The organism is Sphingobacterium spiritivorum (assembly GCF_016725325.1).
In the GTDB taxonomy this organism is placed as follows: Bacteria; Bacteroidota; Bacteroidia; order Sphingobacteriales; family Sphingobacteriaceae; genus Sphingobacterium.
In genome coordinates this window covers 3,036,292-3,053,407 of the sequence record NZ_CP068083.1, presented here as the reverse complement: position 1 = coordinate 3,053,407, position 17,116 = coordinate 3,036,292, and the positions used below count along the sequence as shown (strand labels likewise).

At 41.1% G+C, this 17,116-nt stretch carries 14 protein-coding genes and 1 riboswitch; of the genes, 2 read left to right on the top strand and 12 right to left on the bottom strand.

Going from position 1 to position 17,116, the window contains the following annotated elements; all coding sequences use genetic code 11:
- Positions 1-43 precede the first annotated feature (43 nt).
- Positions 44-111, top strand: a riboswitch (Fluoride riboswitch).
- Positions 112-139: 28 nt separating this feature from the next.
- Positions 140-1,447 carry a voltage-gated chloride channel family protein gene (locus I6J02_RS12720; RefSeq protein WP_201678263.1) on the top strand — a complete coding sequence of 436 codons (1,308 nt, stop codon included), beginning with the start codon at positions 140-142 and terminating at the stop codon, positions 1,445-1,447.
- A gap of 14 nt (positions 1,448-1,461) precedes the next feature.
- On the opposite strand, the gene I6J02_RS12715 is transcribed toward I6J02_RS12720, so the two are convergent.
- The 12 genes from I6J02_RS12715 to I6J02_RS12660 all read right to left on the bottom strand — a co-directional run bounded on the left by I6J02_RS12715 (position 1,462) and on the right by I6J02_RS12660 (position 15,469).
- Positions 1,462-3,186, bottom strand: coding sequence for an ATP-binding protein (locus tag I6J02_RS12715; RefSeq protein ID WP_201678262.1), 1,725 nt, complete (start codon positions 3,184-3,186; stop codon positions 1,462-1,464).
- Between the two features lie 35 nt (positions 3,187-3,221).
- Entirely contained in the window at positions 3,222-4,346 is a 1,125-nt protein-coding gene (locus I6J02_RS12710; RefSeq protein WP_201678261.1) for a sensor protein KdpD, read from the bottom strand.
- A gap of 34 nt (positions 4,347-4,380) precedes the next feature.
- Positions 4,381-5,472 carry a porin gene (locus I6J02_RS12705; RefSeq protein ID WP_201678260.1) on the bottom strand — a complete coding sequence of 364 codons (1,092 nt, stop codon included), beginning with the start codon at positions 5,470-5,472 and terminating at the stop codon, positions 4,381-4,383.
- 31 nt (positions 5,473-5,503) lie between these two features.
- Positions 5,504-6,070, bottom strand: a complete 567-nt coding sequence (locus I6J02_RS12700) for a K(+)-transporting ATPase subunit C (RefSeq protein ID WP_201678259.1) — start codon at positions 6,068-6,070, stop codon at positions 5,504-5,506.
- Positions 6,071-6,124: 54 nt separating this feature from the next.
- Positions 6,125-8,137, bottom strand: a complete 2,013-nt coding sequence (gene kdpB, locus I6J02_RS12695) for a potassium-transporting ATPase subunit KdpB (RefSeq protein WP_201678258.1) — start codon at positions 8,135-8,137, stop codon at positions 6,125-6,127.
- Positions 8,138-8,209: 72 nt separating this feature from the next.
- Complete coding sequence (gene kdpA, locus I6J02_RS12690) at positions 8,210-9,898, bottom strand: potassium-transporting ATPase subunit KdpA (protein ID WP_201678257.1); 1,689 nt, start codon at positions 9,896-9,898, stop codon at positions 8,210-8,212.
- Positions 9,899-9,957: 59 nt separating this feature from the next.
- On the bottom strand, positions 9,958-10,035 hold the full coding sequence (locus I6J02_RS21950; RefSeq protein WP_409590533.1) for a potassium-transporting ATPase subunit F: 78 nt from the start codon (positions 10,033-10,035) through the stop codon (positions 9,958-9,960).
- 1 nt (position 10,036) lies between these two features.
- Positions 10,037-10,369 (bottom strand): hypothetical protein, encoded by a 333-nt coding sequence (locus tag I6J02_RS12680; protein WP_201678255.1) that lies wholly within the window; start codon positions 10,367-10,369, stop codon positions 10,037-10,039.
- A 251-nt stretch (positions 10,370-10,620) separates the two neighbouring features.
- Positions 10,621-10,983, bottom strand: a complete 363-nt coding sequence (locus tag I6J02_RS12675) for a hypothetical protein (protein ID WP_201678254.1) — start codon at positions 10,981-10,983, stop codon at positions 10,621-10,623.
- A 304-nt stretch (positions 10,984-11,287) separates the two neighbouring features.
- Positions 11,288-12,634 (bottom strand): sigma-54-dependent transcriptional regulator, encoded by a 1,347-nt coding sequence (locus I6J02_RS12670; protein WP_201678253.1) that lies wholly within the window; start codon positions 12,632-12,634, stop codon positions 11,288-11,290.
- A gap of 35 nt (positions 12,635-12,669) precedes the next feature.
- Complete coding sequence (locus tag I6J02_RS12665; RefSeq protein WP_201678252.1) at positions 12,670-14,508, bottom strand: UbiD family decarboxylase; 1,839 nt, start codon at positions 14,506-14,508, stop codon at positions 12,670-12,672.
- An 88-nt stretch (positions 14,509-14,596) separates the two neighbouring features.
- Positions 14,597-15,469 carry a hypothetical protein gene (locus I6J02_RS12660; RefSeq protein WP_201678251.1) on the bottom strand — a complete coding sequence of 291 codons (873 nt, stop codon included), beginning with the start codon at positions 15,467-15,469 and terminating at the stop codon, positions 14,597-14,599.
- Between the two features lie 257 nt (positions 15,470-15,726).
- Between I6J02_RS12660 and I6J02_RS12655 the strand changes: the two genes are divergently transcribed.
- Positions 15,727-17,004: a deoxyribodipyrimidine photo-lyase gene (locus tag I6J02_RS12655; protein ID WP_201678250.1), complete on the top strand. Its 1,278-nt coding sequence runs from the start codon at positions 15,727-15,729 to the stop codon at positions 17,002-17,004.
- The last annotated feature ends 112 nt before the right edge of the window (positions 17,005-17,116 follow it).

Genomic DNA, 17,116 nt, shown 5'->3' with positions numbered 1-17,116 from the left:
TCTTGTTTTCCTGAAAGATAGTTCTTAGATTTGCTCACAGACAATTAAAAAAGGAAATGGTGTTCTTCCTTAACCAAACCGCTTTAGTAAGCTGATGACGCCTGATTGATAAATGTTAACTATTTAATCAGGAATAATTATGCTTACGAAACAACCAAAATCCATTCGTCAAAAAACTCAGATCCGCACCAGGTTATTCTTTCGGAATTATCCTACAATGCCCTATATTCTTAAATGGGTCTTTATCAGTCTTATTTTAGGGTTATCTATAGGGTCCGCTTCTGCAGGTTTTCTTATCTCACTGGAGTGGGTGACCAATTTTCGGGAGGAGCATAAATGGATCATTGCCCTACTTCCTCTAGGTGGCTTGTCTGTAGGGTTACTGTACTATTATTGGGGGAAAGATGTAGAAGCAGGTAATAATCTGCTGATTGATACGATTCATACACCTGGACAGACTATTCCGTTTAAAATGGCACCTTTTGTCTATTTAGGCACCATTATTACACATTTATTCGGAGGATCAGCAGGCAGGGAAGGCACAGCACTGCAAATGGCAGGTGCTATTGCTGATCAGTTTAGCAAACGATTAAAACTCAATCCGGAAGAACGGAAAACATTAATTATTGCAGCTGTCGCAGCAGGGTTTGGTTCCGTATTCGGTACTCCTCTTGCCGGAGCAATATTCGGAATGGAATTTTTCCTTATCGGACGGCTTCGGTATAATGCCATTTTTCCTGCGTTTGCTTCTGCGATCTGTGCCGATCTTATTACTAAATCGTGGAATGCTCATCATACCCATTACCATATAGATATTGTTCCGGATCTTTCATTTGTAAATATTATTCTGGCGGTTCTGGCTGGTGTTCTTTTCGGATTATGTGCGACAGTATTCAGTCGTACATTAAAGAAAACATCCCAACTTTTCAAATCTTATATCAGCTATCCTCCATTACGGCCTTTTATCGGAGGAATAATCGTAGCCACTGCAGTGTGGTGTATCGGCACTACCGCTTATATAGGACTTGGTATCCCCGGCATAGAAGCATCTTTTCAGCAAACAGCATTGCCCTATGATTTTGCATTGAAAATGGCTTTCACGATCCTTACCTTAGCGGCTGGATTTAAAGGAGGTGAAGTTACTCCACTCTTCTTTATCGGAGCCACCCTGGGTAGTGCATTATCCTTATTTATTCCCCTACCTCTGGGTTTACTGGCGGGAATGGGATTCGTAGCCGTATTTTCCGGTGCCACCAATACGCCACTGGCCTGCAGTATCATGGGAATAGAACTCTTCGGCGCTCAGGCAGCAGTATACATCGCTATTGCCTGCATACTGGCGTACCTGTTTTCCGGAAACACCAGTATTTACGGAAAACAGATGATAGGTGACCCTAAAAACAAAAGATTCTCTGCCCTCACAGGAAAACGGATTAATGATATCTGATACTTTCGGGTAAACTAACTTTCAACAGGAAACGAGAAAAAGAATGTGCTACCTAAGCCGGGCTTGCTCTCCAATCCTATTTTCCCCGCCTGATTTTCTATAAAATCCTTGCTGATAGCCAATCCGAGTCCCGTTCCCGATTTGGCACTTCCCGGAATCTGAAAGTAACGTTCAAAAATACGTTCCTGATATCGGGGATCAATTCCTCTACCAAAATCCTGTACAGCAAACACCAATCTGTCCTGCTCTTTGTATAGTGAAACAATCACTTCATTATGGTCCGAAGAATAGCGAATAGCATTAGTGATAAAATTGGTTAATACCCAGGCTGTTTTTTCAGCATCAACAAGGATAAAAGGAAGGTCTGGCTGCACCTGCTGTACGATTGACAGGTTTTTCTGTTCTGCCGGAATACGTGTAGTATCCACCGCATATTTCAAGATCTCCAAAGGGTCGTTAGCCTGCATATTCAATTGAATATTGCCTGTTTCGACCTGAGACATATTTAACAGTTCAGAGGTAATTTTCAGCAGCCGTTCGCTATCATCTCCGATACTTTCCAGCAATTGCTGCTGTTCATCTGTCAAGGGGCCTGTACGTTCATGTGCCAGAATATTAAGGCTCATTTTTATAGAAGATATAGGTGTTTTCAGTTCATGTGAAACGGTAGCAATAAAATTAGTCTTCGCAAAATCAAGCTCTTTGAAAGGAGTAATATTCTTCAGCATAATGACATAGCCGATCAACTCGGACTCCTGTTCTCCTGTAGGAACTACATTTATATCAATGATTTCCTTTTCAAAGTATTGTTGTTTTCCGTCAGCAGCTATTTTCACTGGCTCAGCCGAACTCTTTTCCGGACTCATCATATCTCTGATCAACAGCCTGACAAGATCATTATTAACAGCAATATCCTGAATTTGTCTGCCTTGTATAGCCGTCCATTCCAGTCCTGTGACCTTTAAGGCCTCATGATTCGCAAATAATATCTTTTTCTGTTCATCAATTCCTATGACAGGATCATGCATATTATTGATAAGTGTTTCAATTCTTGTTTTTTCTTTGAGGATAATGGCCAGATTACTGTTGGAATATTCTTCCAGTTTCTGTGCCATAGTATTAAAAGATCTGGCCAGCTCACCGAATTCGCTATGTCCTTCGAAGTGCACCCGTTCACTGTAATTCTGAGCTGCTATCTGCTTTATACTGCCGTTGAGTTCGCGTATAGGATCGGCAATATTGCCGGGCAAATTCACAAATAACACAAAAGCAATCAAAAAACAAAGCGCTCCTGTCACGGATATCCAGACAATAGCTGAAGCTGCTGTTTCATTTGCAATATCACTTTTACGTCCTATAGCTTCCATATTTAAACGCATGACTTCTGCTATGTCTTCACGGATCAGGACCTTCAGGTTAGCTGTTTGTGGATTTTGTTTCAATTCACCCAGATGGACTACAATTTGTTCCGTAGCCTCTTTCTCTCCTTTTTCAGTTTCGTTAGCCCGCTGTAACCGGAGGTTTTTCTCAAAATCAGTTAAAGCCAACGGATCCGAATCCAATTTATCCAGCGCAAGCAACATATTGCGGCCATACTCCAGTGTATTGTAATTGGCGAGTAGAATATTTTTAGTGTCTTTCTTCAGACTATTCACATAATAGGTGCTTACTCCTGCCAATAAGACGATCAGAAGAAATAAAACACCTACTCCAAAAGTCAGTTTTTGTTTAGTTCTCATATCCGTTAATATTTTCAGTCCCTGACAAACGGATGTCAAGATAAAATAATTAAATCAATATCTGCTGATGACAGTTTTTTTAATAACTCATTGAACACTCCTGTTGCCAGTATAATCCCAAATAAGGTCAGCTTCGGCTTACCTATACAGACAGTTGTAATGTTCATTTTACTCACCTGCTCCAGAATTGCATTTGGGATTTGTTTACTTTTCACCTGCAATACCTGCCCCCCCAATTCGGTTGCTAATTTAAAATTATTGATCAGCAAACGCTGTTTATCCAGTGCGATTTTATCCACGCTTTCCCGGGGAGTCTGCACATACAAGACATACCATTCTCCGCCATAATAGCTTGCCAGACGTGCTGTCTTTCGGATCACATTCTTTGCTTTCCTGGCATCACTCCCAATACAGGCCAGAAAACGATCATGTCTGACCATCATCCCTTTATGCACCACATGGTCTACCTGTCTCACCACATGTCCCGCAACTTCTTTTAATGCAAGCTGCCGCAGCTGAAGAATATGGTCACTTTGAAAAAAATTATTCAATGCAGCCTGTATCTTATCAGATGGATAGATTTTTCCTTCCTTCAGGCGTGCGATCAGATCCTCCGCTGTAAGATCAATATTGACAACTTCATCTGCCAGGGCAATAATCCGGTCGGGAACGCGCTCTCTCACCTCTATTCCGGTTATGGTCTTTATTTCCTCATTCAGACTCTCAATATGTTGTATATTGACCGCACTGATTACACTAATGCCGGCCTCCAGTATTTCCAATACATCCTGCCAGCGCTTTTCATTCTTGCTGCCTTCAATATTAGAATGAGCCAGTTCGTCTACAATCACGACCTCAGGATGGAGATTAATGACAGCCTGGACATCCATTTCTTCCAGCTCCTTGCCCTTATAGAAAGAAGTACGTCGTGCAATGACTGGCAACCCTTTTAATTGTTCTACCGTTTCCACCCTGTTGTGTGTTTCTACATAGCCGATCTTTACATCAATAGCATTTCGCATCAGCGAATGTGCTTCCTGCAGCATCCGGTAAGTCTTACCTACACCGGCACTCATACCGATGTAGATTTTAAACTTCCCTTGTTTTGATTTCCTGATCAGGGAGAGAAAATGTTCTGCATTCTTTCTTTCATTTTCCATGTCCGGTAGTGGATATACTTTATTGCAAAATATGTTAAAAACTAATAGCTAAAGCAGTAGTTGCTGTAAAGCTATTGTCTGTCACACGTTGATTACGATCGGTAAAAAGAGCATCTTTACTGTTCAGATTTCTGAGCTCCGTACGCCAGATCACATTAGACAGGATATGATAATCTATATTGACAGAATATCCAAAAGTCTGTGGGGTATCCGAAGCAATGATTACACCTTTCTTATCCTGATAATATTCACCTCTTGCTGTCAGGCTGACCCTTTCTGATGCTGCATATCGCGCCAACACAACAGGCGTATACCACACATCATAATCCTCTGATCCTTTCTTCTCCTGCTGCGCACCAATATCGAATCCGGCAGTCAGTCCGAATCGATCACTAACCTGATAGATCGCATACAGATTATGAAAATAACGCATCTGCCGTACACTGTCAGCCTGATCACTTCCGATAAATGACCCGCTGTTTAAAGTCAATCTCTCCGTAGGTTTGAATGTCAGCTGATGTCCAAAGGATACGGTGTTATTTCCGTCTACCCGTCTGATCCGCTGCCATCCGTTCAGTACAAGAGCACTCATGATCCATCGCGCATCCGGGGTAGTATATGTGATCTTCGCTCCTGTTTCAAAATAAGGTGAATTCTCTGCAAACAGACTTCTTGTCAATGCCCAGTTATCTTTACCTGTTGCGCTTTCAAAGCCCAGATGCGAGGGCATTATACCGGCATCTATCCACAGATCATGTTTTTCAGAAAGCCTCACGCCGATATTAGCTTCATATACATTTTTCATAACATCATTTTCTGCAGCATAGTTTGCACTCATATAAGTCCCGGCAGCCACTGCCAGATTGGACCGCACACGATCCGCAGAGTAAGAGGCTTTCAGATAGGCCAGATTCAGATTGACCTCATCAGACCGGTTGTGACTATACAAAAAACCAGGTCGGGTATGATTCTCAGGTCTGTTAAAATCCTGTGTATAGTAAACCTCTGCGTATCCCCCGAAACGTAATGGATTAGATTGTTCATTGGTCTGCGCACAAGCCATCTGCTTTATTCCCAAAGCACTAATCCCCATCAGCGCAGCAATTAATTTTAAAGTTGTATTCATAAGTTGATCGATGTCAGAACAGTCATTACAGTTATTTTTTACTCCGTTGATCTAAGGCTATATTCAGCTTTAGAACATTGATTTTCTCCGGACCGAGTAAGCCCCATAAAGGTTTTTCGATCTGTTGATTTACCAGCTGTTCAACTTCAGATAGCGCCAGCTTTCGGACTGTAGCTATCCGCTGAATCTGCACTTTAGCGGCCTGTACGGAAATATTCGGATCTAGACCACTTCCGCTGGCGGTAACCAGGTCTACCGGAATATCCGATTTTTTGATACCAGGATTATGTTGCATAAATGTCTCTATACGTGTCTGGACAGCTTCCAGATATTCTTTATTAGATGGACCTTTATTGCTGGCTCCTGATCCGGAAGCATTATAATCAACAGCAGAAGGACGGGACCAGAAATACTGGTCTTCTGTGAATGACTGGCCGATATTACTGTAATAGGTATGACCATTGTATTGGACAATCTCGCCCTTACCCCTATTTGGACTGATCTGAGCAAAAGCCCAGACAAGTGCAGGATAAAGGACTGTAAATAGAATAAGTGTTCCTAAAGTCAGCTTAATCGCTGGTAGAATATGTGTTTTCATTATGATTAACTTTATCAATGTATTATGAAACAATGGTGATGATAGAACCTGATATTATATAAAAAGAGATACGACTACATCTATGAGTTTGATCGCCACAAAAGGAATAAGTACCCCTCCGAAACCATACAAAAACAAATTGCGCCGCAATAAAGCAGAAGCTCCGATAGGTTTGTAAGTCACTCCTTTGAGTGCCAATGGAATCAATACCGGAATAATGATTGCATTAAAGATCACGGCAGACAGAATAGCACTCTGAGGGCTTCCTAAATGCATTATATTCAGTCCTTGCAAGGCCGGAATAGCTGTGATAAACAATGCCGGAATAATCGCAAAATATTTAGCCACATCGTTTGCGATGGAGAACGTTGTCAATGTACCACGCGTCATCAGGAGCTGCTTACCGATCTCCACAACCTCAATCAGTTTGGTTGGATCATTATCCAGATCAACCATATTTCCGGCTTCCTTTGCGGCCTGCGTCCCGCTATTCATCGCTACACCGACATCTGCCTGAGCTAAAGCAGGAGCATCATTTGTACCGTCTCCCATCATCGCGACCAACCGACCTTCTGCTTGTTCCTGTTTGATGTAATTCATTTTATCCTCAGGTTTAGCTTCTGCTATAAAATCATCCACGCCGGCCTTCTCTGCAATGAACTTTGCCGTAAGCGGATTATCACCGGTAACCATTACCGTCTTTATGCCCATCTTCCTCAACCGCTCAAAACGTTCCTGTATACCCGGCTTTATGATATCCTGCAATTCTATCACACCCATCACTTTTTCATTTTGCGAAACGACAAGTGGTGTTCCGCCGTTACCAGAGATTTGCGTAACCCGCTCTTCAATCTCCTGAGGAAAGGTGTGGCCAGCTTTCAGCACAATATTGCGGATCGCATCGGTAGATCCCTTGCGAATACGTGTATCTGTGAAATCTACCCCCGAAGTACGGGTTTCAGCTGTAAAATTGATATAATGCGGATCTTTTATCTGCAGTGTCAACGGATCCGGATTAGCCAGTTCAAGAATAGATTTTCCTTCAGGCGTATCATCCGCCATAGAGCTGAGAACTGCAGCCCGGATAAGTTGTTTCTCCTCTATTCCATCTGCTGCATAAAATCGGGTTGCTTTGCGGTTACCGATCGTAATAGTCCCTGTTTTGTCCAGTAACAGAACATCAATATCTCCGGCTGTCTCTACGGCCTTCCCCGATTTGGTGATGACATTTGCACGAAGTGCTCTGTCCATTCCCGCAATACCGATAGCAGATAATAGTCCTCCGATAGTAGTGGGAATAAGGCATACAAACAGTGCAATGAAAGAAGCTATAGTGATAGATACATTTGCATAATCTGCAAAAGGTTTCAATGTCACGGTTACAATAATAAATACCAGCGTAAATCCGGCAAGCAATATCGTCAGCGCAATTTCATTGGGTGTCTTTTGGCGACTTGCACCTTCTACCAGAGCGATCATTTTATCCAGAAAACTTTCCCCGGGTTGTGTTGTCACCTTCACTTTAATACGATCCGACAGGACTTTGGTTCCTCCGGTTACAGAGCTTTTATCACCTCCAGCTTCCCGGATCACAGGAGCAGATTCTCCTGTGATGGCACTCTCATCAATAGTCGCCAGTCCTTCGATAATTTCCCCGTCGGTCGGAATTACATCTCCAGCCTCGCAAATGAAAATATCACCTTTTTTCAGTGAAGAAGAAGAAACTGTAGTTCCATTCTCTAGTTTCGCAGGAGTCTCTTCACGGGTTTTGCGAAGACTGTCAGCCTGCGCTTTTCCTCTTGCTTCAGCAATAGCTTCCGCAAAATTGGCAAACAAAAGCGTGAAAAATAAAACCACAAACACTGTTGCATTATATCCAAAACTACCCTGTGAACGGTCTCCACTCAGCGTCCAGAGGGTGACAACCAGCATCACCAGTGTACCGACTTCTACAGTGAACATCACCGGATTCCGAAACATAAGCTTAGGATTTAACTTGACAAAAGATTGAGCAAAGGCTTCTTTTATCAGATCTTTTTGGAACAAAGATTTATTAGTTGAGTTCATATTGTTATTTATATTATAAATGAGCCTTAAAGCAAAAGAGTAATCTCTTATACGACTGTTCTGTATTGCGGCTTAGTTAAGTGAAAAATGTTCGGCGATAGGACCAAGTGTCAATGCCGGAAAGAAAGCAAGTGCTGCGACAATAACGATTACAGCAAAAACCATGAGCCCGAATGTTGCCGTATCTGTTTTTAATGTCCCCGATCCCTCAGGAATGTAATTTTTAGCGGCTAGCAAACCTGCAATAGCGACAGGGCCTATAATGGGCAGGAAACGACTCAGAATCAGGACAAATCCGGTACTGACATTCCACCACAACGTATTGTCACCCAACCCTTCAAATCCACTACCGTTATTTGCAGCAGAAGACGTATATTCATAGAGCATTTCACTGAATCCATGAAAACCCGGATTGTTCAATGTGGCCATCCCATACTCCGGGAATGCACTTGCCAGAGCTGTTCCCACCAGAATCAGGAAGGGATGCAAAAGTGCGATGATCATAGCGATCTTCATTTCGCGGGCTTCGATTTTCTTTCCCAGGAATTCCGGAGTCCTTCCGACCATCAGACCACTGATAAACACACCCAGAATAATAAAAATAAAAAAGTTCAGCAGGCCCACTCCATTTCCGCCATAGAACGCATTAATCATCATAGCCAACAACTCATTCATACCGCTGAGGGGCATAGTACTGTCATGCATAGCATTGATAGATCCGGTAGAGATCACAGTGGTCGCAATACTCCAGTAACCTGAGGCAATCGCGCCAAACCGCATTTCCTTTCCTTCTGTATTGCCCGATGAAATATCAATACCCATCCCGCTTACTGCAGGGTTACCTTTTGCTTCCAGGATAATATTCGGAATGACCAGCAGTAAGAATCCTACAGTCATAACTCCGAAAATCATCCAGGAAAGTTTTTTCCGTCTTATAAAAAAACCAAAGGCAAAGATCATAGCTAACGGAATGATCATCTGCGCAAACATCTCTGTGATATTGGTCAGATAATTCGGATTTTCAAACGGATGATTAGAATTGACTCCAAAAAAACCACCTCCGTTAGTTCCTACGTGTTTGATAGCAATAAAGCCCGCAGCCGGACCCGTAGATACATCTACTGTCTTTCCCTCCAGCGTGGTCATACTATCCTTTCCGTTGAATGTCATCGGTGTACCGTTAAAGACCAGAATCAAGGCTACAACAATAGATAACGGAAGTAAAATACGCGTACAGGATTTAACGAAAAAGTTGTAGAAATTGCCAAGTGTATCACTTCTCTTTTCGCGGAATGCCTTGAAAAGAACAACGCCAGCAGCCATGCCTGTACCAGAGCTTACAAATTGCAGAAACATCAGCCAAAATTGACTCAGATAACTTACACCGGTCTCTCCCGAATAATGTTGGAGATTACAGTTAACGACAAAAGAAATAGTCGTATTAAAAGCCAGATGTGCTGACATATTGGGATTGTTATCCGGATTTAAAGGCAGCCACTGCTGTGTCATAAGGATAACCATGCCTACCAAAAACCAAAGCATATTAATGGTCAGCAATGCAGCCATATGCTGTTTCCAGTTCATTTCCTGATACTGATCAATACCGCTGGTACGGAATATTAATCTCTCCAGCGGATTGAAAACAGGATCAAGCCATGTTTTTTCATTTCCGAAAACTTTAGCGATATATTTTCCAAAAGGTATAGCCAGAATGACCGTCAGGATAAACATAAAGACTATACCTAAAATTTCTGTGTTCATATTATTGTTTTAGATTATTTGTTGCGGCGTATAAGATATACACACCGTAAATAGATGACTTAAAATTTTTCCGGTTTGAGTAACACATAACAGATATATACAAACACCAGAATAGAGATAATAAATAATGCGGTCATGTTAATTTTCAATTATTGTTTTCAAATACACCTGTCTCAGTTCTTTTGGAAAAAATGTCAGATGTTTCTTTAGACTTTTTGGAGTTTCCTCATTTGCTATAATGCTTAGAAACTCATTTTCAATAGCATTTTTATCGTGCAATTTTCCGTTCAGATATAGAATATTGACAATCTGAGCGGCTTCAATGGCCATAGCTTGCTGTTCTTCATCACCCTGAATGTGCTGTAAAAAATAACCTGCCAGTGATTGCAAAGCGGTATAATCATCGCTGATCTGCTCATGGATGACCTGAGGAAGCCATTCACGGATTGTTTTAATAACTTTAGTTTCCATATCGCGAATGAATAATTAGATTTTATCAAAAAAATTGATGGATTTATAGAACAGCGCAAAACATATAATGCCTGCTATAATTAATAAGACTGTAAGCATGGATAAGTGTAGATATTGATACATAAATCTGAAAGATGAACCGATCAGGATCACGTAGACAAAAAGGTAGATCAACAAACGGAACGGTTTGACCTTGCTCCATCTGCCGACAATCTTTCTCTTATCCTGATAAGTACATGCGGATTTCATAATTATAATGATGAAAGTTGACGGATATAAACGGAACGTAATGAATAAGGAATCTTAGTCTCAACGGATTGCCATTCTTGCGGATGACAGATACGTTTCATTCCGTTGAATGATCGTACAAAGAGATTTTCGATGATCTCTTTCACTGCGGCATCGCTTCTTCCGTAAAGCCATCCCATAAACATCATACTCCAGCGTACCCGAGGCAGATTATGGTGCTGAAGCATATCTTTCATAAAAGTGACTACGATCTGAATAGCACCTGCGATATTCTCCCTTGAACTAAGCCTGTTAACTTCCTCACTGACTTCCGGGATCTCGGCCGAAATAAGGGGAAGCAGATCTGATTTGTGAATAATTTTCATCGGTATAAAATTTATATTATCTGATTTGGAATCCCTTATGCCAAAAGAAAGACCATTTGAATTATAAAAAAATATAACCGCCTGAAAATCAATTAAAAATATAATTTTTTCGAAATTTTAAACATAAAAAAGCCTATCATTTTGATAGGCTCATTATTAAAATGGAAGGGTTAATTTATTTATTCCTGTACAGGAAGTATGCTGATCTTCTGTTATTGTCTTAGTAAATCTGTCAGTATTTGATACCCCAAAAGATATTTCATAAATAGTATACTATATTCCGGAACAGATCCGTTGTTTTCATTTATATACTAATCTTATATTCCTCTATTTTACGGTAGAGCGTGGCAATACCAATTCCCATTAAACGGGCAGCTTCAGCTTTATTTCCCTGTGTATGGAGCAATACCTTTTGGATATGTGCCTGCTCCGCCAATGCCATAGAGAAAGGTGATTGATACAGCGATTGTCTGTCTATTCTATTAAATTCATCTGGCAGACATGTCATATCCAGTACATTTCCATCGGATACGATCACACTCCGTTCGATAATATTTTTCAATTCTCTGATATTCCCTTTCCAGGAATAGTTTTTAAGCGCATTTAAGTAATCTGATGTACATGTCACTGAACTAAGATTTGCTTTAAGGGCATATATCTGCATGTAATATTGCGCCAGTAATTCAACATCCTCTTGTCGCTCCCTCAAAGGAGGCAATGTGATCGTAAATACGGATAACCGATAGTAAAGATCACTTCGGAAATGTTCTTTTGCTATCTCTTCTTCCAGATTACGGTTAGTAGCAGCTAATATGCGTACATCCACACGTGTAGCTTTCGTGTCCCCGACTTTAAGAAATTCACCAGACTCCAGCACACGCAATAACTTAGCCTGTAAATCTATTGACATCTCTCCTATTTCGTCCAGAAATATAGTACCGGTATTTGCTTCTTCAAATAGACCCTTTTTATCTTTACTGGCTCCGGTAAAGGCTCCTTCTCTGTGACCAAACAGCTCACTTTCCAGAATTTCTCTTCCGAATGCAGAACAGTTAATAGCCACAAAAGGCTTGCTCTTCCGGTTGCTTTCATAATGGATGGCCTGTGCAAAGACTTCCTTTCCCGTACCGGTCTCTCCCAGCAGTAAAACCGTTGTGTCCATAGGAGCGACTTTCTTTCCTAAAGCCACAGCCTGTAAAACAGCTTTTGACTTGCCGATAATACTTTCAAAAGAATATTTTTTCTCAATCTTAAGCTCTAGTTGATGGACACGTTTTGCCAGAGAAGCCTTATCATATGCTTTATTCAGCAACGGAATGATCCGGTGATTATCATCCCCTTTGGTAATATAATCAAATGCACCGTTTTTGATAGCTTTCACTCCATCCGGAATATTACCATAGGCCGTTAGCAGAATGACCTCTGCCAAAGGCTGCAGGGTTTTGATTTGTGGAATAAAACTTACGCCATCCCCATCCGGCAATTTGACATCACAAAGCACCACATCATAATCTGCTTTATTCAATTGCCTGATTGCTGCCTTGAGACTATCCGCTTCCGTCACCTCGTAGCCCTCACCTTCAAGACCTATAATGCGGGCAAGAAGGGTCCGTAGTTTATGCTCATCATCGATTAACAGTACTCGTTTCACAGTTCTATAAATATAAATTTCCTGATATCCCTAATCTAAATAATTCCGTACAGCGACCCTCCCTTTTCACCCAATGCATCAACTCTGCGTTCTACTGCTTCATCTTTGATCAGTGCAGGAGCATGATGAGGTTTACTGCGTGCATCAATAATAAACGGACCTTCACATCCCCAATGTTTAAATCTGGTAAAACTCCGGATACCGTAAATATCATAGGCAGGATTACTCCTTGTGAAAGTCACCCATACAAAGTTATTGACGGTCTCTGCTGCAAAGCCGGCATCATCTGTCAATACGATCATTGGTATTCCAGTCCAGTCCAGATGAGCCACCTGCTTACACCATTCTTCAATAACGGACTGTTCCTGTTCATAATTCGTAAATACACTTCCTTCGACCATCAGTACTCCCGGTATCGCCATACGTGCATGTTGAAAAGGTCTTGCCAGCTCAAATCCGGCCGGGAGCTCCGTTGCCAGCGTTCTTTTCTGTGTTCCTGCAGCAGCAAATACTACTTTAGATCCGGCATTCAGTCCTTCTCCGGAATAATCCAGGGTATCAATTGTCGTATTTGTGTGAAAATGAATATCACGTGTCAGATCTATACGCTCTAATATATGTCTGAAAAACTGCGGGATATTATGGATATCCAGTTTAGGATTATCTTCATAAGCAGAAATAAAAAGATATTTAGCAAGACTCAATTGATTCTTTCCCAGGATCTGATTAGCAATAGTAAGGATTTCCTGGGGACGATCCACTTGTTGGTAAGGAGTATACCGTTCTGAACCAATGGCGAACAACAAAGGATGCACCCCTGCCGGATCAACCGCATTCACCGCATGTAATCCATTGATTTCCTGCGGAATTGCAGAACCTGTGATTTCATGTATTAAAGCTCCGAAACTTGTATCTTCCTGAGGAGGTCGCCCTACCACAGTAAACGACCATATCGGATCTTTCTTGTGGTATACATTGTGTACCCGCATCAACGGAAAAGGGTGTGTAAGACTATAATAACCGATGTGATCCCCAAACGGACCTTCCGGTTTATTTTCATTAGGATATACAGTTCCGGTGATCACAAAGTCTGCATCTGCAGAAATACAAAAACCTTCCTCATCATAGAAGTATCTAAATCTTCTGTTACCCAGGGCACCTGCAAAGATCATTTCAGACAAGCCTTCGGGTAGCGGCATGACAGCAGATAACGGGTGAGACGGAGGTCCGCCAACAAAAATACTCACTTTCAAAGGTATCCCAAGTTCATTTGCCTTAGTCTGATGTACCCCTATTCCTCTGTGCAACTGATAATGCAATCCAATCTCCCGGTCCGGTACATACTCATTACCGGATAATTGTATGCGATACATGCCCAGATTAGCATTCATAATACCGGGTTTGCTTACATCTTCTGTATATACCTGAGGCATCGTGACGAATGCGCCTCCATCCATTGGCCAGTTTACAATTTGCGGCAGTTTGCTGATCTGCGTTTTACCATACAGAATCGGAGCTCCGCTCTTTCGTTTCCAGGGCAGAGCGCCCAGAGCGGTCATGGAAGATCCTACATATTGAAAAGGATTTTTAAGTACAGCAGCAGGATTCATTTTGACATCCACAAGTTTTTTCAGATGATCCAAAGAATCCCGAAACATAAATTTTGAACGCTCCAGCGTACCGAAAAGATTGGAAACAGCAGGAAATTCAGAACCCTTAATACGTTCAAAAAATAAAGCCGGCCCTTCCTTGTCAAACACACGCATGTGTATAGCTGCCATCTCCAGATAAGGATCAACTTCTTCTTTTATTCGTATCAGGTGGCCATGTCTTTCCAGATCCAGCACGCATTCAGCTAAACTTTTATATCCCATAACTGTCGTATCTTGAAGATTACAAAAATAACAGAATATACCAAGTAAAGGCTTATTTTGACAGAATTATCAAAATAACAGTAACAGATTAACAATCCTGTTCAATCGCCTGTTCCAGTGGAGTGAGTTCCATGGGCATCAATTGCTGCCATTGCTGATTATCAACAATATCTTCATAACGGATAACCTGTCTGAATTCCTCAAAATCTTCACCGTTAATGTCATATAATTTTGTAAATATCGCTTTGACCAGGGGCTTGGGAAGGATAAGAGTTCGGGGAGGAGCCTGATCCGGACTAAAACGGGCATAAAGATTAAAAAAGTCACGGAAGCTCACAACAGAAGGCCCTCCCAGTTCGATTACCTTATCTGTAAATACATCCATTTTCAGCATTTTTTGTAACCAACGGATCACATCTAAAGCTGCAATGGGCTGAAAACGGATTTTAGCAATCCGGCCAACATAAGCCACTATTTTTTGCTGCTCCAGAACTTTGAATATATTATCCAGCATAGAACCCAATCCTACCGCACAGTTATTCAATACAATGGTATATTGTATCTGTTGTGCATTGAACAGATCTATTATAGGACGAAGATGTTTTTTGTCCATCAGACGTGCGACATAGGTAATACGCCAGCAGCTCTGTCTTCTTACCAGTTCGATAAAATTACGCAAAGCTACCATTTCCAGCTTGATATGAACGGGATCATTAAGGGTAGGTACCTGAGCGAAATAAATTGCAGCATCCAGATGCCTGATCTGAAAATGATCGTAATCTCCTGTTCTGCGTATCAGGTCTACAGGATACAACTGCGCCGTCACCGGTTCAGAAGTTCTGGAATAAAAGAGTTCCGTATTACGGGTTATGGCTGTCACATGCAGCTCTTGATTAGCAAGATGTGCAGCAGCTCTCTTTCCCAGATAATTGTTCAATCCGCATATCAGCACTTCTTTCATTCCGATTTGAATTTGTTTAGTAGAATGTTCCTCAATCAGTTTTTGTTAAAGAAGGAACATCCGTAGGCTATTTATGTTTAGGAAAACTTTAAATGTTACAAAACTTCTTTAAAAACTACCCGTTCAAAAAATGTCCGAATATTGTCAATTATAGCATAATTGAACTAAAACTAACCTATATAACCTAATAAATAACGTATATTTGTAGTTATTTAGAAAGATTCAACATAACAGTTGATGCGTTTAAGAAAAGTTTTATGGAAAGTAAAGTGACTCTTATTTGGTTTAGAAACGACCTTCGTTTTCATGACAATGAGATTCTTTTTGAAACAGTCAGTAAAAGTCCTATTATTATTCCTGTTTATTGCTTTGATCCCCGTTATTTTTCCAAAAAATCAAGTGGTCATCGGAAGACAGGGGTTCACAGAGCACGCTTTATTCTGGATTCTGTAAGAGAGTTGAAGGAAAAATTTGCTGCGATGGGTTGTGATTTAATGAGCTTTGTCGGCTATCCTGAAGAAATCATCCCCAGACTCGCTGCCAAATATGAAGTCAATGAAGTTTTTCACCATAGAGAGGTCGCATCACGCGAAACTATAATTTCTGAAAACGTAGAAACTGCACTCTGGAAACTTAAAATCAATCTAAAACATTTTATCGGACATACCTTATACCACAAAGAAGACCTTCCTTTTCCTATCCGTGATATCCCGAATGATTTCATGGTATTCAAAAAGAAAATAGAAAGAGAAAGCACCGTAAGACAACCCTTCCCTACTCCGGAATTGATGGTCACACATCCTCATCTGGAGAAAACAACTATACCGACGCTGGAAGAGCTTGGGTATACGGACGAGGAAATACAAGCTGCAAATAATAACCCTATTCATCTGCGCGGTGGTGAAGATGAAGCCCTTAAGAAAGTTGAAGAAGTATTATCGGGACAATTCAATGAGCAGCTTGACTATATGATGCTATCGCCATACATTGCAGCCGGCGCATTATCACCAATCTATCTTTATCATAAAATAAAAGAGGCCAAACTTGTTCTGAATAAAAAAAGGACAGAAAAATTAACTGCACAGCTGCTATGGAGAGATTATTTCCGTTTTATGCTTAAAAAATACCCAAATGTGTTCTTTAAGAAAAACGGGACAGGCAAGAACGAATATTCAAATGCCGATACCAATCCGGAAGATCTGAAAAAGTGGCAATCCGGACAGACAGGCTATGAATTTATCGATAAGGCTATGCAATTCCTGTCTCAAACTGGAAATCTGCCCTCAGACCTTAAAAAAATAGTAAGCCTGTTTTTTGTTCAGGAATATCAGGGAGACTGGAGAAAAGGCGCTTCCTATTTTGAAGATATGCTGATAGACTATGCTCCTGCTACTACATACGGATATTGGGCGCATTATGCAGGCGTGGGAACAAGTATTAAAAACAATACTCCGGCATCCTGGGAAGTACAAATGAAGAATAGTTATCCGAACGGGTTGGAAATACCATTCTTCGATCAAAATATTGTGGCTTAAATAAATAACCAAACAGCTCTAAAAGCTAAAACCGACATATTTGAAAAGTATTTGACCTGAGCAATACGGTTTTTCCAAAACATGCGTTGAAAAGGTCAATACTCTCATTATG